Consider the following 26,358-nt stretch of genomic DNA (forward strand, 5'->3'; position numbering starts at 1 on the left):
CCGCTGCCGACCCGAACTCGTTCGGGCTGGCAGAAAAGCCTGTTCCCCGACGGAATCCGCCGGAACCACTCCACCGAGTGGGTTCCGCAGACGAAGAGAGAGAGCAGTATCCATGCGTTTTGCCAGAAAGAGGCTGACCCAGCGCCTCAAGCACCGAGCGTTGGCCATCGGTGCCGCAGCACTTGTGCTCCCCCTTGCTGCAGGAGTTGCCGGTAGTGCTGTCGCCTCTGCTGCGCCTGCGCACACTGCTCCCAGCCACACCGCCCCCTCCGGCGGATACGACGAGCTGTGGGTGCCCTCCTCGATGGGCAACATCAAGGTCCAGGTCCAGTGGGCCGCTCGCGGCGGAAACGCTGCCCTTTACCTCCTCGACGGCCTGCGTGCGCGTAACGACGCCAACGCGTGGAGCTTCGAGACCAATGCGAAGGACCAGTACCGCAACGACAACATCACCCTCGTGATGCCCGTCGGCGGCGAGTCCAGCTTCTACAGCGACTGGTATGCACCGTCGAACTTCAACGGCCAGCAGATCACGTACAAGTGGGAAACCTTCCTCACCGAAGAACTGCCCAACTTCCTCGCGAACTACGGCGTCTCGCCCACCAACAACGCGGTCCTCGGCCTCTCGATGGGTGGCAGCGCTGCTCTGACGCTGGCTGCTTACCACCGTGACCAGTTCAAGTTCGCCGGCTCGCTGTCGGGCTACCTGAACATCTCGGCTCCGGGCATGCGCGAGGCAATCCGCGTCGCAATGCTCGATGCCGGTCGCTTCAACGTCGACTCCATGTGGGGACCGCCGTGGAGCCCGTCCTGGCTGCGCAACGACCCGTTCGTCTTCGCACCGCGTCTGCAGGGCCTGTCGATGTACATCTCGTCGGCAAGCGGCCTGCCCGGTGAATACGACCACCCGCGCGCACCGATCGACTACTACAACACGGCTAACGGCATGGGCCTCGAGGCTCTCGCCCTGGTCAACACCCGTGCATTCCAGATCCGCATGAACTCGCTGGGTATCCCGGCCACCTACAGCTTCCCGTCCAACGGCACGCATTCGTGGCCGTACTGGTCGGCGGAGCTGTGGAAGGCTCGCGGCCAGATCCTCGACACCATGAACGCTTGGTGATCGTGCGCGATCCCGTGACCTAGTCACTTCACCAGTGCCGTTCCGGACTCCTCGAAGGAGAACCGGGACGGCACTTGTGTATTCAGGTGCTGCACAAGCGCCCGATGTCAGTAACAATTGCACCACCAGTAACAGCGCGGCTACCCCAAGCGGGGATCGTTTGCGTGTAGAAATAGTTTCAACGGGGGTCTGGCTGCTCAGGCGGCCACACGATCGACGCGCGGACCGAACGTAAGGAAAGAGAGTGAGCTCATGCGAGTAGGCCTTGCCACGGAGGACCGTCGCCGGTCCCGGGCAACCTTCCGGACAAAGGTCGTCGGCGCACTGGCAGCGATGCTGGTTCTGCCGATCGCCGCGGGCTTGACGACGGCCGGAACCGCGGCAGCCGCGCCGGCACCTGCTCAGGCCGCACCGGCCGCCACCCAGAACCCCACCGGAGCAGCGGTCACGAAGGTCGACTGGCTCAGCGAGCGTCGCGTCGCGCTGTGGGTGAACTCTCCCGCGATGGGCACCCCGATTCAGGTGCAGATCCTCTTGGCCCGTGATTGGAACGTCAATCCGTCGGCCAGCTTCCCCTCGGTCTGGATGCTCGACGGTCTTCGCGCGACCGACAACGAGAACGCCTGGACCTACGAGACCGACGCCGAGTCCTTCTACGCGGACAAGAACGTCAACGTCATCCTCCCGGTCGGCGGTCAGTCCAGCTTCTACTCCGACTGGCTCCAGCCCGACAACGGCAAGAACTACCAGTGGGAGACGTTCCTGACCAAGGAACTGCCCCCCATCCTCGAACAGGACTGGCGGACCACGCAGACACGCGGTGTCGTCGGTCTGTCGATGGGCGGTACGTCCGCCATGTTCCTCACGGCGCGCAACCCCGGCTTCTTCAAGTTCGCCGCTTCGCTCTCCGGCATCCTCACCACCACCTCGCTCGGCATGCCTCAGGCAATCCAGTTCGCGATGACCGACGCCGGTGGATACAACTCCGCCGCGATGTGGGGACCGCCGTCCAACCCGCAGTGGGCTGCACACGATCCGTACGCGCTCGCCGAGAAGCTCAAGGGCGTCAGCCTGTACGTCTCGAGTGGTAGCGGTACGACCGGCCCGTACGACCAGCCGTCGGGAATTCCCGGCGTGAGCACCAACTACGCAGGCATGGGCCTCGAGATCCTCGCTCGCCTGACCTCGCAGACCTTCGCGACCAAGCTCAACCAGCTCGGCATCCCCGCGCAGGTCAACTACCGCCCGTCCGGAACCCACTCGTGGCCGTACTGGCAGTTCGAGCTTCATCAGCTGTGGCCGCAGTTGGCCAACGCCATCGGCGTCGAGGTCGAGAAGCCGGCTTGCGGCACTTCGGGCGAGATCGGTGCGACGGCCGCAGCCAACGGCTGGATCGGTGACTGCATCACCCCCGAGTACAGCGTCGCGGGTGGCCTGGCACAGGACTTCCGCAACGGTCGCATCTACTTCACCAGTGGAACGGGCGCCCAGCCCGTCGCCGGTCGTATCGCCGGCGCGTACATGAACACCGGAGCAGCGGCCGGCCCGCTCGGCTTCCCGCGTACCCCCGAACTCGGTACCCCCGACGGACGCGGACGCTTCAACCACTTCCAGAACGGCTCCATCTACTGGACCCCGCAGACCGGCGCTCACCCCGTCAGCGGTGACATCCTCGCCGAGTGGTCCGCACAGGGTTGGGAAGGTGGCCCGCTCGGCTACCCGACTGCCGACGAGATCGCGACCCCCGGCAAGCCGGGCAAGGTCCAGGGATTCGAGATCGGCGCAATGTACAGCAGCGCCAATGGAACTCACGCGGTTCTCGGAATGATCATGGGCAAGTACGGCGAACTCGGCTGGGAAAACGGCTGGCTCGGATTCCCGAAGTCGAACGAGGTTCCGATCAAGGACAACGGACGCTTCACCGAGTTCGAGGGCGGCAACATCTACTGGAGCCCCGGCACCGGTGCATGGTCCGTCGAGAACGGTCCGCTGTTCGACGGTTGGAAGAGCGTCGGATACGAAGGTGGACGACTCGGATTCCCGATCAGTGACAAGTTCGACATTCCCGGTGGTGTCCAGCAGAACTTCCAGTTCGGCTACATCACGGTGATCGGTGACAAGACAGAAGTTCACTAACTCACAGTGGTGCACGACGGGCGGGCCCGATCACGGATCGGTGCCCGCCCGCGTGCGTTGCGTAACCTGTTGATGGACTTTCGACTGAAGGCAAGGACGGACATTGATGTCGCTTTTCTCGGGTAACCGAAACACTTGTGCACGCGCGATCGCGGTCGGCGCCCTGGCGCTCGCCACCGGTGGCGCGCTTGTCGCGTGCGGTAGTGACGACTCCACTGCAACCTCCAATCCGGTCACCACGACGTCCGCGGCGGCTTCGTCCTCGAGCGGTTCGGCATCTGCGTCCGCCTCCGCGACCACGACGGCGTCGGCTGCGCCCACCAGTCCGGGAGCCGCGGCCACCGCGCCGCCGGAGCAGCCGCAGAGCATCGAGGGCTTCCCGGGTCCCACAGTCGTCGAGGTCAGTCCCGAGGCACAGAAGTTCCTCGACGGACTGAAGGCGAAGGGCATCACCCCAGCCGGTGACGGAAGCATCGCCGTCAACACGGCCAATTACATCTGCGCTGCCGGTCCTCAGACCGACGACGAGGTCCTGACCTTCGTGACCGCCTTCGTCGGCCAGGAAGCGTCGGCGGAAGGCAAGCAGATCACTCCCGAGCAGGCAGGTGCGAACGCTCAGATCTACATCGACGTCGCCAACGCCACCTACTGCAAGTAGGCGCGGGTCATGGCGAGGTCTGGAAAGCGTCGTGGGTGCCTGATCCCGCTGCTGATCATTCTTGTGGTCGCAGCGGTCGTGATCGGCGGTTGGTACATCCTGGCCGGGCGGGTGCCTTCGCCGACTCCGATCCCGCCGAGCCCGGAGCCTCCGGTGTCTCAGCCGGCCAGTTGCCCCGATGTCCAGGTAGTAGCCATACCGGGTACGTGGGAGTCGAGCGCTACCGACGACCCGTACAACCCGACGGCCAATCCGGCGTCGTTGATGCTGAACGTGACCCGTCCTCTGCAGGAGAAGTTCGATACTTCACGGGCCGACGTCTACACCGTTCCGTATGTCGCACAGTTTTCGAATCCGGTTGCGATCCCGCCGGACGGACAGCAGTCCTACAACAACAGTCGGGCCGCGGGAACTGCTGCCACTAACGACTTTCTGATGAAGCGGCACGCCGAGTGCCCGCTCACGAGTTACGTCCTGACCGGATTTTCCCAGGGCGCGGTGATCGCGGGTGACGTCGCCGCGAGTATCGGCGACGGTACCGGCGCGGTGCCTGCCGATCTGGTTCTGGGCGTCGGCTTGATCGCCGACGGTCGGCGCGATCCGGCGTTCGGGAACACCGTTGGCCCGAGCGTTGCCGGTGTCGGCGCCGAGCTGTCGCTGAACGGGCTGAAGCTGCCCGGTCTCACGATGACCGGCCCGAGGCCCGGCGGGTTCGGTGACCTCAACGATCGGACCTATCAGATCTGTGCGCCGAGCGACGGTATCTGCGACGCGCCGGCAGCCGCTCTCAACCCGACCAACTGGCTGAGTTCGGCGCCGCGACTGCTCGAGTACTACAACAACCCTGTGCACGCGATGTACAACTCCTTCCAAGTCGATCCGAACGGCACGACGGCCACCCAATGGATGGCACAGTGGGCTGCGGAGAAGATCGACGCTGCACCGACGCCGCCCCACAGTTGAGTCACCGCCGCACTGTTGATTCGTCACAATCGGGCGTCTCGGGAGTTCGCTCGCGGGTAATCTGCTCGTTTGGTCCCGGTAGAGTGCTGCACGGTCCGGGGGCTTCCTCTACAGTGCTGTCACGTAAGTGACTGGCGAGTAGGTTCGATTTGTCCGAGTTTGTAGTTCGAGTACGACGTACGTGTCCATCACAGGAGATCGATATATGAGTTCCACCCACGGCAGCGATGCCCTACGCAAATTTCGGTTTGCGGCCGGTGGCGAGGGCAACGCCGAAGAGGGTGGTGCGCGACGCTTCGTCAAGCTCGCGCAGAAGGCCGAGGAACTCGGCTACGACTCGTTCATGATTCCGGATCACCTGGGTAATCAGGTCGGCCCGATCGCCGCTCTCGGAGCGCTCGCGGTGGCCACCGACAAGATTCGTCTCGGCACCGCCGTGTTGGCCAACGGCTTCCGTCATCCTGCTGTGCTCGCGAAGGACGCGGCGACAATCGACGTGCTGTCCGGTGGTCGACTCGAACTCGGTATCGGTGCGGGCTGGATGAAGGAAGAGTTCGACAAGGGCGGCATCGCCTACGAAAGTCCGGGCGTTCGCATCGAGAAGCTCGAGGAGTCTCTGCAGATTCTCGACGTTCTTCTGCGCGGGCAGGAATGCACTTTCGAAGGCAAGCACTATCAGGTGCGCGGCCTCAAGGGCAGCCCGCGACCGCGGCAGGGCCCGCGGCCACCGATCATCGTGGGCGGCGGAGGCCCGAAGATGCTTGCTCTCGCGGCGAAGTACGCGGACATCATCTCGGTCGCCACACCGACCAACCGTGACGGGCGGCTTCTGCTCTCCGGAATCACGATGGAAAAGACCATCGAACGTGTCGAGCGGATCCGCGAAGCTGCCGGCGAGCGTTTCGATGAGATCGAACTCAACTGGACCATCACCATGATCATGATCACCGACGATCGAGAGCAGGCTGCCGAAATGGCAATCGCCGCTCTGGACCAAGGTTTTCCGCCGAACATCGAAGTGGATCGTAAGCTGAGCGTGGAGGAGCTGTTGAACTCTCCATACCTGGCTGTGGGCACTTTCGAGGAAATCGCAGACCAGATTCGACTGGTCCGCGAGAAGACGTCGATGTCGTACGTCGGGGTCTTCCCGACGCAGATGGAAGCGTTCGCCCCGATCATCCCGTTACTGGCGGGCGAGTAGGCCGGAGAATACGGACGATGCGAATCTGTAACATATCGATGGTTTGGGATCGATGAAGTGATTCAGGTGAGTTGCGCACAAAGTGCGATTCGATTGATCGAAGATGGACCCGAGAGAGCGAAGGAAGTCTGGGGCGCAGGCATGAAAGACAGTGCTTGTGTGATCGCTTCGGAGGAGATGGAATGAACGCGCTGTTCGATGGCTTTCTCGACGAGAAGGGCCAGATCCGCCTGCAACCAGGCTTCACGCTGGTCGACTACGTCGAGCAACACTCGCGTGTCAACGCGGACGAGCTCGCGTATCGGTACATCGACTACTCACGCGAGCGTGACGGTGAAGCCCTGGAGCTGACCTGGGAGCAGTTCGGTGTGCGTCTGCGCGCTGTTGCAGCCCGTCTGCAGCAGGTCACCAAGCGTGGCGACCGCGTCGCGATTCTTGCTCCGCAGGGACTCGACTACGTCATTTCGTTCTTCGCGGCCATTCAGGCCGGTTCCATCGCGGTGCCGCTCTTCGATCCGGACGAGCCCGGTCACACCGACCGTCTTCACGCTGTTCTCGGTGACTGCAAGCCGACTGCGATTCTGACTGCCGCATCGTCGGCGGCCGGTGTTCGCCAGTTGTTCCGCTCGCTTCCCGCTGCCGAGCGTCCGCGCATCATCGCCGTCGACGCGATTCCCGATACCGTCGGTGAAACGTGGGTTCGTCCCGACATCGAACTCGACGACATCGCGTACCTGCAGTACACCTCGGGTTCGACCCGAGTTCCCGCCGGCGTGGAGATCACCCATCGTGCTGTCGGAACGAACGCGCTCCAGATGGTCGACTCCATCGAACTCAACGAGGACTCACGCGGTGTCACGTGGCTGCCGCTGTTCCACGACATGGGCCTGCTGACGGTCATCCTGCCTGCTCTGGGCGGCAAGTACATCACCATCATGAGCCCGCGCGCTTTCGTGCAGCGGCCGTACCGGTGGATCAAGGAACTTGCTGCGGTTTCCGACGGCGCCGGCACCTTTGCTGCCGCTCCCAACTTCGCTTTCGAGCACGCTGCCGCGCGTGGCCTGCCGAAGGACGGCGAGACCCTGGACCTGAGCAACGTCATCGGTCTGATCAACGGCAGTGAGCCGGTCACGACGTCGTCGATGCGCAAGTTCAACGACGCTTTTGCTCAGTACGGTCTGCCCAAGACTGCGATCAAGCCGTCGTACGGCATGGCCGAGGCGACGCTCTTCGTCTCCTCGACCAAGCATTCCGACGAGGCCAAGGTCATCTACGTCGACCGCACGGAACTCAACAAGGGACGCATGGTCATCGTCGACCAGTACTCCGAGAACGCAATCGCGCAGGTCTCCTGTGGGTACGTCTCGCGCAGTCAGTGGGCGGCGATCGTCGATCCCGAGACGCTGACCGAGGTCCCCGACAATCACGTCGGCGAGATCTGGTTGCACGGCGAGAACATCGGTATCGGCTACTGGGGTCGCCCCGACGAGACGGCGGAGACCTTCCACAACAAGCTGGACAATCGGTTGAGCGAAGACAGCCACACCGAGGGCACGCCGGCGGATGCCAACTGGATGCGTACCGGCGACTTCGGCGTCTACGTCGACGGCGAGCTGTACATCACCGGTCGCGTCAAGGACCTCGTGATCGTCGACGGTCGCAATCATTACCCGCAGGACCTCGAGGCTTCGGCTCAGGAAGCCAGCCCGGCTCTGCGCCCTGGCTTCATCGCTGCGTTTGCCGTACCGGCCAACCAGCTGCCGTCCGTCGTGTTCTCCAACACGCACTCGGGTCTGAAGTTCGACGACGACGATTCCTCGGAGCAGTTGGTCATCGTGGCCGAGCGTGCTCCCGGCGCAGGCAAGGCCGATCCGCAGCCGATCGCGGACACCGTGCGTGCGGCGATTTCTTCCCGTCACGGTGTTACGGCCCGAGACATCCTGCTCGTCCCCGCGGGTTCGATTCCGCGTACGTCCAGCGGCAAGATCGCTCGCCGCGCGTGTAAGGCGAGCTATATCGAGGGAACGTTGCGAGGCGGCTATCAGCAGACCGCATTCCCCGATAGCGTTTGAGGAGCAGTCCCTTCATGATCGGTGGCTTGGTGAGTTGATGGTTGAACAAGATGGTGCGCAGAGCAAAGACGTTGTGAGCGAGATGAGTGTCGCGCAGCTGCGTGAGTGGCTTCGCAATTGGATCGCCAACGCGACCGGTCAGCCAGCGGGTTCGATCACGGACGATCGCCCGATGGAAGAGTTCGGGCTCGCCTCGCGGGACGCAGTTGCTCTGAGCGGAGACATCGAGGATCTGCTCGGCGTCACGCTGACCGCCACGGTTGCCTATCAACACCCCACCATCGCTTCGCTGGCTACTCGGATCATCGAAGGTGAGCCCGAGGCGCCGGAGGAGACCGTCGACGCCTCGTATTACGTCTCAGGCGGCACGACGGACGCTCACGACATCGCCATCGTCGGACTGTCCACACGATTCCCCGGTGCCGGGCACACGCCTTCGGACATGTGGGAAATGCTGGCGGACGGACGCGACGGCATCAGCGACCTCCCCGAGGACCGCTGGGCCGAGTTCATGTCGGATCCCGCCATCAAGGCCGCGGTCGAGAACGCGAACACCAAGGGCGGGTACCTCGACGACGTCAAGGGTTTCGACGCCGAGTTCTTCGCGATGTCTCCGCTCGAGGTCGTCAACGTCGATCCGCAGCAGCGCCTCGCACTCGAACTCGCGTGGGAAGCACTCGAGCACGCTCGCATTCCGGCGAGTGGGCTCAAGGGCAAGCAGGTCGGTGTTTTCATCGGCAGTTCCGCCAACGACTACCAGTTGCTCGCGGTCAGTGATCCGACGACGGCGCACCCGTACGCGTTGACCGGAACGTCGACGGCGATCGTCGCGAACCGGGTCTCGTACTTCTTCGACTTCCGTGGACCGTCCATCGCTCTGGACACCGCGTGTTCGTCTTCGCTGGTTGCCGTTCACGAGGCTGTGCGCTCGCTGCGCAGCGGTGACTCCAACATCGCGCTGGCCGGTGGCGTCAACATGCTGCTGGCCCCTCCCGGAACCCTCGGTTTCGATCAGACCGGGATGCTCGCTCCCGACGGAAAACTGCGTGCCTTCTCCGCTCAGGCTCAGGGAATCGTTCGCAGTGAGGGCGGCGGACTCGTCGTGCTCAAGCGCCTCGAAGACGCCGAGCGTGACGGAGATTCCATCCTCGCGGTGATCGCCGGATCCGCGGTCAACCAGGACGGCCGTTCCAACGGTCTGCTCGCCCCCAATCCCGATGCCCAGGCCGACGTGTTGCGTTTCGCGTACCGCGACGCCGGAATCTTGCCGACCACCGTCGACTACATCGAGGCGCACGGAACGGGTACCGATCTCGGTGATCCCATCGAGGCCGACGCGCTCAGTCGTGTCGTCGGTCGTGGTCGTGACGAAGACAAGCCGGCACTGCTCGGTAGCGCGAAGACCAACTTCGGGCACCTGGAAGCAGCTGCGGGCGCCGCCGGCCTGATCAAGGTCGTTTTGGCGATGCAGGAAAACAAGATTCCCGCGACGATCAACTACCTGGGCCCGAACCCGCACATCGACTTCGAGAAGTCGCACCTGCAGGTGACGCCCGAGGCCACCGACTGGCCGCGCTACACCGGCAAGGCTGTCGCCGGTGTCTCCGGTTTCGGTTTCGGTGGAACCAACGCGCACGTCGTGGTCAAGGAGTACGTGCCTGCCGACGCAGTAGTCGATGAACCGGTTGTGGATGCCCCGGTGGTCGACGAACCGGCAGCAGAGAACGAGAGCACCGTTGTGCTGGCCGTGTCCGGCGCGCTGCCGTCGCGTCGTCGCCGCGCAGCCGCTGACCTGGCCGACTGGCTCGAAACCGAAGAGGGAAGCAAGACGCCCCTCGCCGACGTCGCCCGCACACTCGCGCGTCGCAACCACGGACGCTCGCGCGCCGCTGTTCTGGCGAAGACGCGCTCCGAGGCCATCAGCTCGCTGCGCGCCGTCGCCGCAGGCAAGCCTGCTCAAGGAGTCTTCTCGGCCGACTCTCCGTCGCCCAAGGGCGCGGTGTGGGTGTTCTCGGGCTTCGGCTCGCAGCACCGCAAGATGGCCAAGCAGCTCTACACGGAGAACTCGGCCTTCAAGGCGGCCGTCGACGAGGTCGACGCGCTGATCCAGGACGAGGCCGGTTACTCGATGGTCGAGATGTTCCTCGACGATTCGATCGAGTACAACGTCGAGACAGCCCAGGTGGGAATCTTCACCATCCAGGTCGGTCTGGCCGCGTTGCTGCGTCACCACGGCGCCGAGGCCGAAGCCGTGGTTCCGCACTCGATGGGTGAGGCCGCTGCCGCGTACGTTTCCGGCGGTCTGAACCTGGAAGACGCTGTCCGCGTGATCTGTTCACGTTCACGGCTGATGGGTGAGGCCGAGGGCGCACTTGTCGGTGACGACATCCGTCTGATGGCTCTGCTCGAGTACAGCGCATCCGAGATCGAGGCGCTGCTGCCCACGTACCCCAAGCTCGAGGTCTGTGTTTACGCAGCTCCGACGCACACGGTGATCGGTGGACCACAGCCGGACATCGAGGCGATCGTCGCGGCCGCCGAGGCCGACGGCAAGATGGCGCGTGTCCTGCAGACCAAGGGCGCCAGCCATACTTCGCAGGTAGATCCGCTGCTCGGTGAGCTTGCCGCCGAGTTGGCCGGTATCGAGCCGACCACGTTGAAGCTCGGCGTCTACTCGTCCGTCGACAAGGACACCTTCTACCGCCCCGGTCACGAGCCGATCCATCAAGAGGCGTACTGGGTCAAGGGTCTTCGCCACAGCGTGTACTTCACCAACGCGGTACGCGGTGCAGTTGCCCACGGCCACACCACTTTTGTCGAGCTTGCACCCAATCCGGTGACGCTGATGTCGGTGGCGGCTACCGCGTTCGATTCGGGCCTGCACGACATGGAGCTCATCCAGACGCTCAAGCGTAAGGAAGACGAGTCCGCGGGTGTTCTTGCCGCTCTCGCGCAGCTGTACGTGCACGGCCATGCCGTGAACCTCGAGTCTCTGCTTCCCGCAGGCGATTTCGCTTCGGTTCCGCGTACCGCATTCCTGCGTAAGCCGTATTGGCTCGACATTCGCGTCAGTGCCGGCGGTTCGGCTCGCGTACCCGGTTCGCACGTCGCTCTGCCCGACGGCCGCCACGTGTGGGAGGTCGACGCATCCGCCGTCACCGATCTGGCTGTGCTCGTGAGCGCTGCTGCCGGACAGGTGCTCTCGGATGTCGCTCTCACCGCTGCCGTTCCCCATGGTGAGCTGGCCGGCGCTGCGACCCTGACCACGACACTCAATCCGCATCCGGGTGGAGCGTCGGTGCAGGTGCACGCTCGTGAGGGTGCTACGTTCCGTCTGCTCTTCGACGCCGTCGTCACGTCCGGTGAGCCGCTGCCCGAGCTGGTCGTCAGCGCGCCGGTCAAGACCAGTGCGCCGATGGAATCCCTGGCCGAGGTCGTCGAAGACGCCGGAGACAAGTGGGATCCGAACGGTTCGCAGAGCCTCGACGACCGCCTCAAGATCGTGGTAGCCGAGTCGATGGGGTACTCGCCGGAGGATCTGCCGGCCGAGGTTCCGCTCATCGAACTGGGTCTCGACTCGCTCATGGCGATGCGTATCAAGAACCGCGTCGAGTACGAGTTCGACATTCCGCAGCTCCAGCTCCAGGCAGTCAAGGATGCGAGTCTCAACGAGGTCAACAAGTACCTGCGCTACGCGATCGACAATCGCGAAGAGGTTCAGGCGATGGCCGACAAGCAGGCCGCGGAGAAGTTGGCGGCCGACGCTGCTGACGAGGACGTTGCTCCCGCAGAGGTGGCAGTGGAACTACCTACCACTGCTCCGGTTGCTGCTGCGCCTTCCGATCCTTCTCGAGCCGGAACTGCCGACGACGCAGGCTCGGACGTTCCGCCGCGAGATGCGGCCGAGCGCTTGACGTTTGCGACGTGGGCGGTTGTCACCGGGAAGTCGGCCAAGGGCATCTTCAACGATCTGCCGATCGTCGGTGACGAGGTCGCCGAGAAGCTTGCTGCTCGGCTTTCCGAGCGTGCCGGCGGCGAGATCACTCTCGACGACGTTCTCGACTCCACCACCATCGAAGAGCTTGCGGACGTCGTTCGCCAGTACCTCGAGGACGACGGCAAGATCGACGGACTCGTACGTACTCTGCGTGCCCGTCCCGAAGGTTCCACTGCCGTACCGGTATTCGTCTTCCATGCTGCCGGTGGTTCGACGGTGACGTACGAGCCTCTGCTCAAGCGCCTGCCCGCCGGCACGCCGATGTACGGGTTCGAGCGGGTCGAGGGCTCGATCGAAACCCGCGCTGCTGCTTACGTTCCGCTGCTGCGTGAGATCCAGGGCGACGGGCCGTACGTGCTGTGTGGCTGGTCGTTCGGTGGCGTGATGTCGTATGCGGTCGCGAAGTTGCTGCGCGAGCAGGGCGCCGACGTGCGTGTGGTCGGGCTGCTCGACACCGTCATGGCCGGCGAGGTCGTGCCGGACACCGAGGCGGAACGACGCAAGCGCTGGGAGCGCTACGGCAAGTTCGCCAAGCGCACCTACAACCTGGATGTGCCGCTGCCGCTTGACGTTCTGGCTTCCACCGAAGCCGACGAGGATCAGATCCAGATCTTGATGGACATGATCAAGATGAGCGGCGCCAAGATTCCCGGCGGCATCATCGAGCATCAGCGGACGTCGTGGTTGGACAATCGCGCCATCCAGACGGCCGAGTTCAGCAGTTACGACGGCGACGTCGTGCTCTACATGGCTGACAAGTACCACGACGAGCTGATGACGCTCGAGCCTGCATTCAAGACCCGCAAGGCAGATGGTGGCTGGGGTGACTACGTGAAGAACCTCGAGGTCGTCTACATCGGCGGGGACCACCTGCAGATCGTCGACGAGCCGTACATCGCGAAGGTTGCGGCAGACCTCACCACCAAGCTGGCCCAGATCGAGACAGCTCAGACCAAAGCAGCGGAAACCGGAGTTCAGAAGTGACGACAACCACCGCGGAGAAGCTCGCTGAACTCCGCGAAAAGTTGGAGAAGGCAAAGGAACCCGGCTCGGCTCGGGCCATTGCCAAGCGCGATGCAGCAGGGCACAGCACGCCGCGCCAGCGCATCGACATGTTGCTCGACCCCGGTAGCTTCATCGAGATCGGTGCCCTGGTGAAGATGGCGGGCGAGGGCAACCCGTACAGCGACGGCGTCATGACCGGTCACGGAACCGTCGACGGGCGTCCGGTAGCCGTGTTCGCGCACGATCAGACGGTGTTCGGCGGTGCCGCCGGAGAGATGTTCGGCCGTAAGGTCGCAGCTGTCAACGATTTTGCGCTGAAGGTGGGCTGCCCGGTCGTCGGTATCAACGATTCCGGTGGAGCTCGCATCCAGGACGCCGTTTCCTCGTTGGCCTGGTACGCCAACATGGGTTCACGTCAGGAGCCGTTGTCCGGCCTGTGCCCGCAGATCTCGGTCATCCTCGGTAAATGCGCCGGCGGTGCCGTGTACGCCCCGATCAACACGGACGTCGTGGTCGCGACCGAAGAGTCGTACATGTTCGTCACCGGACCCGACGTCATCAAGTCGGTCACCGGCGAAGAGGTCAGCCTCGAGGACTTGGGTGGAGCCCGCAAGCAGGCGGAGTACGGAAACATCCATCACGTCGCTCCCGACGAGAAGGCTGCCTTCGACTGGGTGCGTGAGTACCTGAGCTTCATGCCGTCGTCATGCCAGGAGAAGGCGCCGCTGATCAACCCGGGCCTCGAACCCGAGATCACCGAGTCGGATCTCGAACTCAATGCGTTCATGCCGGATGCCGACAATGCCGGCTACGACATGCACGACATCATTCTGCGGATCTTCGACGACGGCACTTTCCACGAAATCGGAGCCCAGGTCGCGCACAACGTGATCACCGGATTCTCCCGCGTCGACGGCCTGCCCGTCGGTGTCGTGGCCAACCAGCCCACGTACCTCAGCGGCGCCCTCGACGCGGACAGCTCCGACAAGGCCGCTCACTTCGTGCGTCTGTGCGACGCTTTCAACATCCCGCTCGTCTTCGTCGTCGACACACCGGGCTTCCTTCCCGGCGTCGATCAGGAAAAGGTCGGCGTCATCAAGCGCGGCGGGCGTTTCCTGTTCTCGTACATCGAAGCCACTGTGCCGAAGGTGACTGTGGTGGTTCGTAAGGCGTACGGCGGCGGTTATGCCGTCATGGGCTGCAAGCAGCTCGGTGCCGACATCAACCTCGCGTGGCCGACCGCTCGTATCGCCGTGATGGGCGCCGAGGGTGCCGTCAACATCATGGGGCGGCGTCAGCTCGCCGAGGCCGGCGAGAATGCACCCGCGGTGCGTGCTCAGCTGATCAACTTCTACAACGAGTTCGTCGCGACGCCGTACATCGCGGCCGAGCGCGGATACATCGACGCGGTGATCGAGCCTTCGCAGACGCGTCTCGAGATCCGTAAGGCTCTGAAGTTGCTCGCGGACAAGACGATCTTCAAGAACCCGCGCAAGCACAACTTGATGCCGCTCTAGTTCTTTTTGTCACCGAGGGCGTCGAACTGGCGGCGTAGCGCTTCTATCGCCGCCAGGACGGCCGGCCTTTCGCTGTCGGTCCGCCAGGCGAGGTAGATGTCTCGGCCGAGCGGCGGAACCGTGTCGAGCATTCGAACACCTTCCGGCGGTACAACTCTCGCCAGACGTGGAATCAATGCGACGGCGAGGCCCTGAGCGACGAATTCGACCTGGGTGGGAAACTCGGCGACCTCGTACTCGATTCGTGGGTCGAACCCCTGCGCGCGCAGGGTCCTGACGGTGAAGGTGTGAAAGTCCGTTCCCCGGGTCCACGTCGCCCAGGCATGCTCGGACAGCTCGCTGAGCGCGACGACCTTGTTCTCCGCCAGCGGATGTGACGCCGGGAGAGCGAGCAGCGCCACGTCGTCGTACACGGGCGTGAAGGAGAGTCCGTCGGGAAGTTCGACGGGCAGAGTGCTCCAACTGTCGACCACCACGACGTCGAGGTCGCGGCGAATCAGTGCTGGGAGCAGTTCTTCGGATTCGCCTTCGTTGAAGGTGATTTCGAGCTGCGGGTGCGCATGCCTGATTTCGGCGATGGCTCGCGGCAGCACCGTCCTGCTGGGGGAGACCAGGGCGCCGATACGTACGCGGCCCGTCACCTCGCTCTGCAGCGACGCGATTTCCGCCTCGGCCTGAGCGAGCGTCGAGAGAACCTCTGCGGTTCGGCGCGCGAGGATTCGGCCCGCTTCTGTGAGTCGCACACCGCGGCCCTGCGGTTCGAGGAGCGGAACACCGACCTCGCGCTCGAGTTTGTTCAACTGCTGCGAAATCCCGGACGGTGTGACATGCAAGGTGCGGGCGGCAGCCGCCACTGATCCGTTCTCGGCGACGGCGTGCAGGGCGCGGAGTCTTTCGAGATTCAACACAGTAGCAATGCTACCGAATATACGGTCTGAACATTTGCTTGTGCTGAATAGTTAGCGGCAGGAACATTGTCGAGTGACCACTCTGACCTCCGCGACCGCGCAGACACCGACACCCACCCGAACTCCTCGGGGGCGCATCGACCCTCGATTGCTCGTCGTCGGAGGCGCAGCCGCGATCTCGATCAGTTCGCTCCTCATCAAGTTGGCTGATGTCGGGCCCTCGACGGCCGTCTTCTTCCGTTGCTTCCTGGCCCTGCCGCCGCTGTTGTGGTTGGCGTGGCGGGAGTACCGCCGGGTGGGCAAGCCGAGCCGGCGGGCAGTCGTTCTGCAGGTGCTCGGCGGTCTGCTGCTCGGACTGGATTTCGCGTTGTGGTCGCAGTCGATTCTGATGATCGGCGCGGGGATGGCGAGCGTCGTCGTGAACGTGCAGGTGGTCGTGGTGCCCGCACTGTCCTGGTTGGTGTTCGGCCATCGGGTGCCGATGCGGTTCGTCTTCGCCCTGCCGTTCATGTTCACGGGAATCGCCTTGGCGGGCGGCGTGTTCGGGGGTGGGGGAACCGGCGACGACTTGCTGTGGGGAACGGCGCTCTCGCTCGTCTCCGGAATCGCCTACGGCGGCTACATCTTCGTGGTCGGCCGGACGGGCGAGGCGGATCGGGCAGCGAGCCAGGTGTTGATCTCGACGACGTCCGCGGGCATCGCCGGGTCCGTCATCGGATCACTGTGGGGCCGGATCGATTTCGTCCCGGGCTGGGAAGCGTTCGGCTGGCTCGCGGCACTGGCACTGGTCGGCCAGGTGTTCGGCTGGATGCTGATGGGGAACTCGCTCCCTCGGCTTCCCGCCGAGGTGGGCGCGACGCTCCTGCTCATGCAACCGGTTCTCGCCGTGCTGCTGGCAGTTGTGCTGCTCGGCGAACGGCCAGGCGTTGGGCAACTACTCGGGTGCGTCGTCGTTGTCGGAGCGGTCTCGGCCGTCTCCGTACGTCGCACCCGAGCAGTCACCCGAGTAGGTAGCGCAGGCTAGTGCACTCGCATCTCGCCGGGCATCCACATGCCCGAGCGGGTTGCGGTGCCCGTCTCCACCTCTGCCGGAACCGCATTGGGGAAGTACCGGTCGTACCGCTCGAGTGATCCCCAGTCCCGCGCCCAGTCGTCCTTCAGGTACGTAGGAACCGTCGTCGCACCGGCAAGAACCTCGGTGAATCCGAGCGGGCCACCGTTGTCCGCGGACTGCCAGGTGTCGGTGGAACTGACCGCAAGAGGACGGTCCGGGAGGATGCGGAAGTTCGGCATCTCGGCCACACCGTTCTGATGTGTGAACGGACGTTGGCACGGGAACTGAAGGCCGACAGCCCAGTCCAGGAGGACCGGCTGCTCGTTGCCGATGTACGAGTTCAGGGACTCGAGCTTGGGCACGCGCGGCGGCGTGAATGCCATCCACTGATCGCCCGTGAGGTTGGGATCGAACGCGACCACCCGAACGGCGTCCGCGTCCGGCGCGAGTTCGTCGATCGGGATACGGACGTTGCGCCACGACGGCGCGGGTCCGATGTCTCGCGGCATGTACGAACCCTGAACCTGCACGGTTCCGTCGGGCTGAGTCTTGCCGTACTCGACCAGAAGTGACTGGCCGTACGTGATCGCACCGGTGTTGTCGACGGACCACACACGCCCGGCGACAGACATGACCACCAGCGGTGATTCTTCACTGCGAGTGGGCAATCCGTACCAACTCGAGATGAGGGAAGCAGGTTCCTGCACGCCAGGCTGGTAGCTGCCCATGACCGGCGTTTTCGACGGATCGAGGCCGAAGGGGAGCTTGGCCGTGCTGCCGTTGACGCCGACGTTGCCGGTGCCGCCGCTGGTTCCGGCACCGGAACCGGTGGCGAAGGTGGGACCGACACTCTGGCTGTCGGTATTGCCCATGCCCTGCTTGACTTCGATGTAATCCGCAGTCAGATCGCTGGGAACCCCATTGGGGGAGAAGCCCTTCGAATCAACTCCGGACAACGGATCCTCGGCGTTGAATCCGGGAGCGGTCAGAGGCCGCAGATTCCCGGAATTGACGTCGGTCTCGACCAGAACGTCCTCGGCCATGCCGCAGGTCTTGCCCGCGAGTGCCTCGATGTTGCTTCGGCCCAGCGAGTACGCCGGGTACTGCGACACTGCACCCTTGAGTAGCGAGAGCACCTCGAACAGGACCATCAGACCGGCAATCACGGTGAGGGGAGCGGCCGCGAACTTGCGAATTCGTCTGCCCTTGGCCGTGTTCGGCTTCTCGGGCGGGGCGGCAAATCCCTCACGCAGGTACTGCCAGGCGGCAAAGGCCAAGGCGAGAGCAAAGAGCGCGAGGAACAGGGTGTTGGATTCACGGCCGTCGTAGGAGATGGTCTTGTCGAACCACGGCACGCCGTAACTCGAGACGTACCAATAGCCGTTGATGCCGGCGAACGTCAACGCGAGCATCAGGAGCAGTCCGGCCACGAACACCGATCGGTTACGACGCGAGCGCAGGGCGGACGCGGACACGGCCACGGCGGTCAGCGCGGCGAGAGAACCGGCGATGCCCGCGTACGCACCGAAGTGGTGAGTCCACTTGGTGGGGTTGAACATCATCAGGAACATCGTGCCGAAGACGACGCCGACCAGGCGCCACGACGGACCGGTTGCCGCACCGGGGACGCGGCCGCGGCGCAACAACACGAAGAGCGTCGTGAAGAGGCACAGGATCATCGTCAAGAACGCGAAGCGTCGGGCAACCGAGCCGTCGACTGTCTGGACGAAGAGGTAGTAGTAGCGCAGGAAGTCCTGGTACCACTCGAGATTGGGGCCGATGATCGTTCGGACGCGCGTGGCTTCCATGACACCGGCAAAGGTCTGGTCGGCGAAGATGACCACCAGCACGATGGTTCCGGCAGCGGCGATCGGAGCGAGAAGCGGCAGTGTGCCGACCAGTCGGTGACGCTTGACGACGATGCGTACCAACGGGCGCACACCGGCGAGAAGGGCTGCGATACACATCAATCCGGTGGGTGCGGCGGCAAGAGTGAAGGCGCCGATCAAGATTGCCGTGGCCGCGGGCAGCAGACGTCCGGTCGCGATGGCGCGCTCGATGGAGCACCAGGTGAGCAGTGCGCCGAGAGCCACGATGGGTTCGGGGCGAAGACCGTTGTTGTACGCCAGCCAGAAGGACAGGAACACCAGCCCGCCGGTCCAGAGGGCGACGTTGCTCCGGCGAACCGCCCGGCCGAGACGCGGGACGACCTCGCGGCTGATGACCATCCAGCACAGGATTCCGGCGAGGAGAGCGGGCAGACGCATGAACGGGCTCGCGGTCGAGATCTTCGCCATCACGGCCAGGACTTCGTAGTACCAGCCGAACGGGGCCTCGGGAACGCCGAACCAACGGAAGTAGTTGGCCATGTATCCCGCGTCCGGCGAGACTCGAGCCATGGTGAGGAGGTAACCGTCGTCGGCGGTGTTCGCGCCGATGAAGTGCCACACGACGAGCGTGCCGACCACCACTCCGTCGATACCGGAGAACTTCCACCAGCGTGCGGGCAGGAAGCGTCGGTGCTTGCGGCCGTCGGTGCCGTCGAGGCGAGCCAGGGCGACCAGCGCGACGATGGTCGAGAGGACTGCCACGATCATCGCGACCAGCTTCAAGACGCTGGGGCTCGAGGAGAAACGTGAGTCGATCGTCATCGAGAAGCCGAGGCCCTCGGGGGCAGCGCCGTCGGGCAGGTCGCTGAAGACGCCGACCACCTGCGGGCGGAAGTCACCGTCGAGCTGGCCACGAATCGGGTTGCCGTCGGGATAGGTCAGTCCGACGAACTCTGCCGTGGTTCGGTTGACGTCAGAGCTGAACGCGATGGCGCCACAGCGACTGGACTCGACGTCCTCGCGTGCCGCCGAAGCGACGACGACGTTGCGATCGAGCACGTCGACGCTGGTAGCGGACACGCGGACGAACATCGACGAGAGCGCGCCGCCGTCGCCCTGAGCAGGTGCCGTCGACAGCAAGATACCGCCGCCCTCGGGCAGCGAGCTGACCGCGGTGCAGGGGATCGACGCGTTGACGTCGATGGGAACCTGCGCCATCAGCGGTGCCTCGACGTCGCCGATCACGCCGTTCTGCGGCCAGTTGACCGAAGCCGTCGTCTGCACGACGGGAAGCAGCGGAGTTGCCAGTGCGAGCACGAAGCCGAGCAAGCCGGCGATGATCGCGACCCATCGCGTGCGATGGAAACGCTCGCGGGCATCCTGACCAGCAGGAGGCGGCGAACTCGAAGTCTGAGGTGAAGCTGTCACGGCGTCGGGCACGGCTACCGATGGTATGTCAGGGCTGAGCGTGGACCTACCGTGCCCAGGTGGTTGGTAGGTCCACGCGTAACAGTTACGACTGGTAACGAATCGGGCCCGGTGTCCAGGTGCCCGATCGGGTCTCTGTGGTGACGTTCATTTGCGCGGGAACCGCGTCCGAATCGAGCGGTGTGTACTGCTCGAGCGATCCCCAGTCACGATCCCAGTCGTTGTCCAGATAGGTCGGCAATGCCCTGGCCGAGAGCAGTTCGGTAGTCCAGCCGAGCGGTCCGCCGCCGTAGTGGTCCTGCCAGGCGTTGGTGGACTCCGCGCCGATGCGGTCGGGCAGGATGCGCCAGTCGGGGATCTCGGCGACGCCGTACAGGTGATCCACCGGACGTTGGCACGGGAAGGCCAGACCGACAGCCCAGTCCATCAGCACGGGATCGGTGGATCCGACGACGTCCTGCAGCGTGCGCATGGTCGGCACTCGTGGCGGTGTGACCGCCAGCCACTGGTCGGCGCTGATGTCGGTGTCACTGGCCACCAGACGCACGGTGTCGGCGTCGGCGGGCAGCTGATCCATCGGAATGCGCAGGTTGCGCCACGACGGCGACGGGCCGATGTCGATCGGATCGACACGTCCCAGTGCGTCGACGCTCCCGTCGGCCTGCTTCTTGCCGTACTCGACCTGCAGCACTGCGCCGGGGGTGACGATGCCGTCGGAGTTGACGTAGCGGATGCGTCCGGCGGCCGCGACGGTCAGGAGCGGTGCGGCGTCGTTGCGCTCGGGGAGTGAATACCAACCGGTGGTCAGTGACGCGTTCTGAGGTGCTCCGTAACTACCGAGCACCGGGGTTTTTGCGGGGTCGAGCCCGAACGGGAGCGCGACGTTGCTGCCGTTGACGCCGGCCGTCGACTGCGAGCCACCGGCGGTGCCGGATCCGGTTCCCGGCGTGGTGGTGCCGGACTGCGAGGTCGAGGTGTCGAGGCTGTTTGCACTGCCTGCCGTCGAGTCTTCTGCGTCGGCCGTGAGGTCGCCTGCAACCCCGTCCGGCGAGAACCCGGTTGATTCGCTCGCACCGAATGCACCTGCGCCGGCGAGATCGGTGGGCCGATCCGTCAATTGCAGAACGCCGGCGTTCGGATCGGACTCGACGAGTACCTCACCCGCGAGACCGCAGCTTCCGCCGAAGACGGATTCGATGTTGGACTTGCCGATCGAATACGCGGGGTACTGCGCGACCGCGCCCTTGAGCAGGGACAGCACCTCGAACAGCACGACCGCTCCGGCCGCGATGGTCAACGGTGACGGGGCGAGAAGGCGGAGTCGCCTGGTCTTCTTGACGCTGTCCTCCGTGCCGTTTCGCCGGCGCGGCTCCATGACGTGGTACCACGCGGCCAGCAGCAGCGCGAGAATCGTGAGGCCGAGGAAGGCCGTCGAGAATCCCTTGCCGGCGATTGACGGCGGCTTGTCCCACCACGGGACGCCGTAACTCGAGACGTACCACCAGCCGTTGGAGCTCGTGAACGCCACAGCGAGGATGAACAGGATGCCCGCGGCGAACAGCGCGCGGTTTCGTTTGGAACGCATGCTCGACGCACTCACACCGACGGCAGCGAGGACGGCCACCGTGGCGGCCAGACCGGCGTACACACCGAAGTGGTGAGTCCACTTGGTGGGGGTGAACTGCATCAGGAGCAGCGACGCGAACACGATGCCGAGGATTCGGTGCGAGGGCCCGATCGCGGTGCCGGGGATCCGGCCCTTGCGCAGGATCATCATGACGCAGAAGACGAGTCCGACGATCATGACGAACATGCCGAAGCGGCGTGCGAGTGAGCCGTCGGGGGAGATGGTCATCAGTGCGTCCCAACGCAACCGTTCCTCGAACCACGGAACGTTCGGCCCGACGGCCGTTCGCACTCTGGTCGATTCGAGAACTGTCGCGAGGGTTTGATCTGCGAAGACCGCGACGAGCACCACGGTTCCGGCGGCGAGAATCGGCATGATCTGGGACAGGAAGCCGACGCGTTTGCCGCGGGCGATCAGGATCTGCAGGATCGGCCTGGCTCCGGCGATCAGCGCGCCGATGGCGATCAGCCCGGAAGGCCCGGCGGCCAGCGAGAATGCGGCGATCAGCACGGCCATCGCGGCGGGCAACAGACGTCCGGTGGCGATGGCGCGTTCGATGGAGCACCACGTGAGCAGGGCGCCGAGGGCGATGATGGGCTCGGGACGCAGGCCGTTGTTGTACGGCAACCAGAAGGCCAGGAACACGAGCCCGCCCGTCCAGATGGCAACCTTGTTGCGGCGCACCGCAACACCGAGTCGCGGTATCACCTCGCGGCTGATGACCATCCAGCACAGAATGCCGGCGATCAACGCGGGCAGGCGCATCCACATGCTCGCGGTGCTGACCTTCGCGAACAGTGCCAGCACGTCGTAGTACCAACCGAACGGCGCTTCGGGGACGCCGAACCAGCGGAAGTAGTTGGCCATGTACCCGGAGTGCTCCGAGACTCGGGCCATGCCGAGCAGGTAACCGTCGTCGGAAGTGTTGGCGCCGAACACATGCCACAGCGCCAGCGTGCCGATAACCAGGGCGTCGATGCCGGTGAACTTCCACCATCGCGCCGGCAGGAACCGCCGTGCACGACGGCCGTCGACGCCGTCGATCCGGTGCAGTGCGTACAGCGAGACGATGGTCGAGAGTGCCGCGACGATCATCGCGAACAGTTTGAGAAGTGTGGGGCTGGACGAGAACCGGGAGTCGACGTCCATGTGGGCGGACAGTCCGGCGGGCGCTGCGCCCTGCAAGTCGGTGAAGATGCCGACAACCTGTGGGCGGTAGTCACCGGTCAGGGTGGTGCCGACGCCGTCGATACCGGTGACCGCCGCGACGGTCTGCTCGGAGTTGGTCGTGATGGTGATCGCCGTGCACCCGCTCAGTTGATCGAGCGGGGTCGAGATCAATACCGAATCGCGGGTGAGTGCTTCGAGGCGGTCGGCAGTGGTGCGGACGGTGAGGCCGCGGTCGTTTCGGTCCGGCGCGCCGTTCGGCATGGTCGAGAGCAGTGTGCCGCCGCTGCCGCCCAACTGGCCGAGGGTGGAACAGGGAATGCTGATGTCGAGCGATGTGGGCGAGTAGGAGATCAGCGGCGACGAAACGCTGTTGACGGTCCCACCCTGCGGCCAGTCGATGCTCGCGGCTTCCTGCTTGACGGGCAGGAAGGGCGTAGCGAGTGCAAGAAGCAGGCCAAGAAGGCCGGTGACTATCGCGATGAGTCGTGCCGTCCGGACTCTCTGGGAATCCGATTCTCGGGGAGCTTCGGGGCCAGTGGGCACGGGTTTCGGGGGCACTACTACTTCAGACGGCACAAGGAACGATGTTAGGCGAGTGCGGGCCCGCACATCCTGAGAGAACTACTCAGGATGCAACTTCCTGTTCGGATTGTGGTGTTTCAAGTGTTCGGGCGATGGTGTCGAGTGAAATACCCAACACTTCCGCGACCGCGCTGATGGTGAAGAAGGCGGGTGTCGCGATGCGGCCGGTTTCGATCTTGCGCAGAGTTTCGACCGAGATACCGGCGTCGAGCGCTACCTGAACCATGCTTCGGTCCCCCCGCGCCGATCGCAGGAGTTCACCCAGTCGTAGTCCTCGTTCGAGTTCTTCCGCCGTCAGCGGCACGCGCACCATGTGCTTATAGTAATACCGGTATAGTTATTCGACAAGGAAGGTGTTCGAAATGGTCGAAATCAAGACCGCAGGGGAAATCGACGCGATGGCGGCGGCTGGGAGAATCACGGCGCAGGCTCTGGCTGCGGCGCGTGAGGCGGCAAGCGTCGGGGTGACGTTGCTCGAATTGGACGCCGTTGCCGCGGAGGTTATTTCGGCGGCCGGCGCCTCGGCGCTGTTCTTGAACTACCGGCCGGCAACGGCATCGACGCCGTTCCCAGGCGCCATCTGTGCGAGTGTGAACGATGCTGTGGTGCACGGTATCCCGAATGAGTACCGGCTTCGCGACGGTGACCTGGTCAGCATCGACTGCGGCGCGAGACTCGACGGCTGGTGCGGCGACTCCGCCATCAGCTTCACTGTCGGGCGGGGGAGTAGTGAGGATCAGGCACTGATCGACGCGACCGATGAGGCACTTGCCCGTGGCATTGCCGCTGCCCAGCCCGGAAACCGATTGGGCGACATCGGTGCCGCGATCGGACAGTACGCGCGTGGCCGCGGGTACGGCATGCTGGCCGATCACGGTGGGCACGGCATCGGCCGCGAGATGCACGAAGGCCCGGACGTGCCCAACGAAGGTCGAGCAGGCAAAGGCTTCCGGCTGCGTCCCGGCCTGGTCATCGCCATCGAACCGATGCTCGTCGCCGACGGAACCGACGACTACCGGCACGACGCCGACGGGTGGACCCTTCGCACCGTTTCGGGCGCCCGGGCTGCGCACAGTGAGCACACGGTCGCGATCACCGAAGACGGTCCGGTGATCATGACCCGCTGATCAACCCGCTCAGCTCTGGTTGGAGGTCTTGCCGCTCACGAGGTCTCGTACGTCCCACACCCACACGTCGTCGACGCGCTTGGCGTCGAAGCCGACCAGTTCGTCGACCGTGTGGCGCAGGGCGTCGTCGCCGGAGAATCGGGGAAGCACCAGTACGTCGGCGTGCCAGTACCGCAGGTCGGTCAGTGCGTTCGCTCTGGTGCCCACGTCGATCAACGGGACCTTGCCGGTTTGTTTGGCATTGACCAGCAGGGTCGAGGTGGGCCGGGACTCGGCGCCGTAGATTCCGGCGCGGGTCTTCGAATCCGGGCCGACGAAGTACCCGCCGGCGATGGGGAAGCCGAAGTCGGCGTCGACCTGCCAGCTCAGTGCGCGGGCGTCTTCGGCGCTCGCGACGGGAACCGTCACCAGGGTGCCGTCGCTGACGTAGTTCTCCCACGAGCCGCTGGTGATGAATTCGGGCGTCGCAGATCGTTGATCGGCGTCGATGGGGGTCGGTATGAGAGGAATCATCGCGACGGCGAGTGTTACCAGCCAGACACCGGCAGCAGTGCGGCGCGGTCCACGAAGTTCGACGAAAGCGCGGTAGGTGCCGAGGGTGAGCAGCAGTCCGATCGCCGGAATCGCGCCCATGGCGAATCGGGATTCGAGCACCGATTCGAACAGCGGCAGGTCGGCGAGAAGTTTCCACGGCAGGGTGATGCCGGTCCTGTCGCCGTCGATGATCAGTTCGGAACCGAGCGAGAGCACACCCATGACTACGATCACGGCGGCGGCAGCGCGGGTCAGACGGATGCGCCACAGCCACACCGTGGCACCGAGGAGCAGGATCACCAGCGGCCACCCGAAGTACGCGTTCTCCTCGGTCGGGTTCATCCGGAACTCGGCGCCCTCGGGATCTCCCGCAACCGACTCGGTCGGGAACGTGGTGAGGGCAGCGGTGTCGTTGCCGGCCTGACCGTGTGAGACGCCGTCGTAGCTCGCTGGGCCGAAGAACTGCGACCACAGCGGCACTGCGGTGATCAGGAGTGTGACTGCACCGCCGATCACGAGGCCGGGCATCGCACGCTTGATCGCCTGGCGTGACTTGGCCAGGTCGGGCAGGGCGTATGCGGCGCCGAACACCATGGCCGACATCGTGAAGATGAGGAGTGGCTCTTCGCCGAGGAAGATCTGCCACGCGACGAGTAGGCCGAGAACGATTCCGTCGCGAACCGGACGCTTGCCGTTCGAGATGCGCACGACCTGCAAGAAGATGAACGGAAGGACGAAGAACGCGACGAAGTTCGGATGGCCGTTGGCGTGCGAGATCATGGCCGGTGCAAATCCGCAGAACCCCGCGCCGACGGCGGCGGCGATCTTGGAGCGGACCGAGACGCCGGTCAGCACGTGCCGCGAGAATGCCCAGTACCAGGCGATAGCGGTGCCGCCGAGGCCGGCAGTCAGTCCGATCGCATACGTGGCTGTCGGTCCGAAGATCAATGTGATCGGGGCCAGCGGGATGCTGATCCCGAACATGGCGGTATTGGCCATCAGGTTCACGCCGAGCGGGTAATTCTGCAGGTCACTGAACAGTGGGCTGCGGAACTGGGCGAGGGCGTGAGCGGTATCGGCGAAGAACCATTCCCACATGGCCTGGTCGCGGCCCGCGTTGAACAGATAGCCGGACTGCAGATCGCTCCACAGGTTGGACATCACGTAGATCGCCGCGACGGTGAACGTCGCCATGATCGCGAGGTCGACCAGACGACCGCGCTGGACGACCGAGCGCCGCACTGCTGAACGGACTCGCCCTGGACGTGCTTCTTCGAGCAGTTGGACGTCGGGCAAGGTCTCGGTCATGCAGTCGGTGCCTTTCGGTTCTGGCGCCCATCCCTGAAGTGGCAGTTCTCAGAAGTTCGGGGTGGCCTACTTAGGTCTCGATTCGATAACTTCCTCTGTCAGAGTAACGAACAAAACGG

At 64.5% G+C, this 26,358-nt stretch carries 15 protein-coding genes; 10 read left to right on the forward strand and 5 right to left on the reverse strand.

Annotated elements, in window-relative coordinates; translation table 11 throughout:
• The first annotated feature begins 112 nt into the window (after window positions 1-112).
• The 8 genes from V3587_RS27810 to V3587_RS27845 all read left to right on the forward strand — a co-directional run bounded on the left by V3587_RS27810 (window position 113) and on the right by V3587_RS27845 (window position 14,672).
• Window positions 113-1,123, forward strand: a complete 1,011-nt coding sequence (locus V3587_RS27810) for an alpha/beta hydrolase (RefSeq protein ID WP_003943835.1) — start codon at window positions 113-115, stop codon at window positions 1,121-1,123.
• A 252-nt stretch (window positions 1,124-1,375) separates the two neighbouring features.
• Window positions 1,376-3,259: an alpha/beta hydrolase-fold protein gene (locus tag V3587_RS27815; protein ID WP_230359378.1), complete on the forward strand. Its 1,884-nt coding sequence runs from the start codon at window positions 1,376-1,378 to the stop codon at window positions 3,257-3,259.
• A 106-nt stretch (window positions 3,260-3,365) separates the two neighbouring features.
• Window positions 3,366-3,917 (forward strand): DUF732 domain-containing protein, encoded by a 552-nt coding sequence (locus V3587_RS27820; RefSeq protein ID WP_003943980.1) that lies wholly within the window; start codon window positions 3,366-3,368, stop codon window positions 3,915-3,917.
• A 9-nt stretch (window positions 3,918-3,926) separates the two neighbouring features.
• The gene (locus tag V3587_RS27825) at window positions 3,927-4,880 is read left to right on the forward strand and encodes a cutinase family protein (protein WP_003943848.1); all 954 of its coding nucleotides are present in this window, start codon (window positions 3,927-3,929) and stop codon (window positions 4,878-4,880) included.
• 205 nt (window positions 4,881-5,085) lie between these two features.
• Complete coding sequence (locus V3587_RS27830; protein WP_007731815.1) at window positions 5,086-6,081, forward strand: LLM class F420-dependent oxidoreductase; 996 nt, start codon at window positions 5,086-5,088, stop codon at window positions 6,079-6,081.
• Between the two features lie 182 nt (window positions 6,082-6,263).
• Entirely contained in the window at window positions 6,264-8,153 is a 1,890-nt protein-coding gene (gene fadD32 / locus V3587_RS27835; protein WP_003943899.1) for a long-chain-fatty-acid--AMP ligase FadD32, read from the forward strand.
• 37 nt (window positions 8,154-8,190) lie between these two features.
• The gene (gene pks13 / locus V3587_RS27840; RefSeq protein WP_277377844.1) at window positions 8,191-13,134 is read left to right on the forward strand and encodes a polyketide synthase Pks13; all 4,944 of its coding nucleotides are present in this window, start codon (window positions 8,191-8,193) and stop codon (window positions 13,132-13,134) included.
• Complete coding sequence (locus V3587_RS27845) at window positions 13,131-14,672, forward strand: acyl-CoA carboxylase subunit beta (RefSeq protein ID WP_003943957.1); 1,542 nt, start codon at window positions 13,131-13,133, stop codon at window positions 14,670-14,672. Before pks13 ends, V3587_RS27845 begins: the two co-directional genes overlap by 4 nt.
• On the opposite strand, the gene V3587_RS27850 is transcribed toward V3587_RS27845, so the two are convergent.
• On the reverse strand, window positions 14,669-15,580 hold the full coding sequence (locus V3587_RS27850) for a LysR family transcriptional regulator (protein WP_007731813.1): 912 nt from the start codon (window positions 15,578-15,580) through the stop codon (window positions 14,669-14,671). The two genes, V3587_RS27845 and V3587_RS27850, sit on opposite strands and share 4 nt — an antisense overlap.
• Before the next feature lie 73 nt (window positions 15,581-15,653).
• Here V3587_RS27850 and V3587_RS27855 point away from each other — a divergent pair, with 73 nt between their 5' ends.
• Window positions 15,654-16,604, forward strand: a complete 951-nt coding sequence (locus V3587_RS27855; protein WP_075831808.1) for a DMT family transporter — start codon at window positions 15,654-15,656, stop codon at window positions 16,602-16,604.
• On the opposite strand, the gene V3587_RS27860 is transcribed toward V3587_RS27855, so the two are convergent.
• The 3 genes from V3587_RS27860 to V3587_RS27870 form a co-directional block, all read right to left on the reverse strand.
• Complete coding sequence (locus V3587_RS27860) at window positions 16,601-19,903, reverse strand: arabinosyltransferase domain-containing protein (protein WP_283377505.1); 3,303 nt, start codon at window positions 19,901-19,903, stop codon at window positions 16,601-16,603. The genes V3587_RS27855 and V3587_RS27860 overlap by 4 nt on opposite strands.
• A 73-nt stretch (window positions 19,904-19,976) precedes the next feature.
• Window positions 19,977-23,231 (reverse strand): arabinosyltransferase domain-containing protein, encoded by a 3,255-nt coding sequence (locus tag V3587_RS27865; protein ID WP_283377510.1) that lies wholly within the window; start codon window positions 23,229-23,231, stop codon window positions 19,977-19,979.
• 82 nt (window positions 23,232-23,313) lie between these two features.
• A complete protein-coding gene (locus tag V3587_RS27870) occupies window positions 23,314-23,583 on the reverse strand; it encodes a helix-turn-helix domain-containing protein (protein WP_003943854.1) in 270 nt (89 codons plus the stop codon).
• Between the two features lie 49 nt (window positions 23,584-23,632).
• On the opposite strand from V3587_RS27870, the gene map reads away from it, so the two are divergent.
• Window positions 23,633-24,397 carry a type I methionyl aminopeptidase gene (gene map, locus V3587_RS27875; protein WP_283377504.1) on the forward strand — a complete coding sequence of 255 codons (765 nt, stop codon included), beginning with the start codon at window positions 23,633-23,635 and terminating at the stop codon, window positions 24,395-24,397.
• A gap of 9 nt (window positions 24,398-24,406) precedes the next feature.
• On the opposite strand, the gene V3587_RS27880 is transcribed toward map, so the two are convergent.
• On the reverse strand, window positions 24,407-26,239 hold the full coding sequence (locus tag V3587_RS27880) for a glycosyl transferase (RefSeq protein ID WP_283377503.1): 1,833 nt from the start codon (window positions 26,237-26,239) through the stop codon (window positions 24,407-24,409).
• Between the last annotated feature and the right edge of the window lie 119 nt (window positions 26,240-26,358).

The sequence above is a fragment of the Rhodococcus sp. IEGM 1306 genome (assembly GCF_036541985.1).
Classification (GTDB): Bacteria; Actinomycetota; Actinomycetes; order Mycobacteriales; family Mycobacteriaceae; genus Rhodococcus_F; species Rhodococcus_F qingshengii.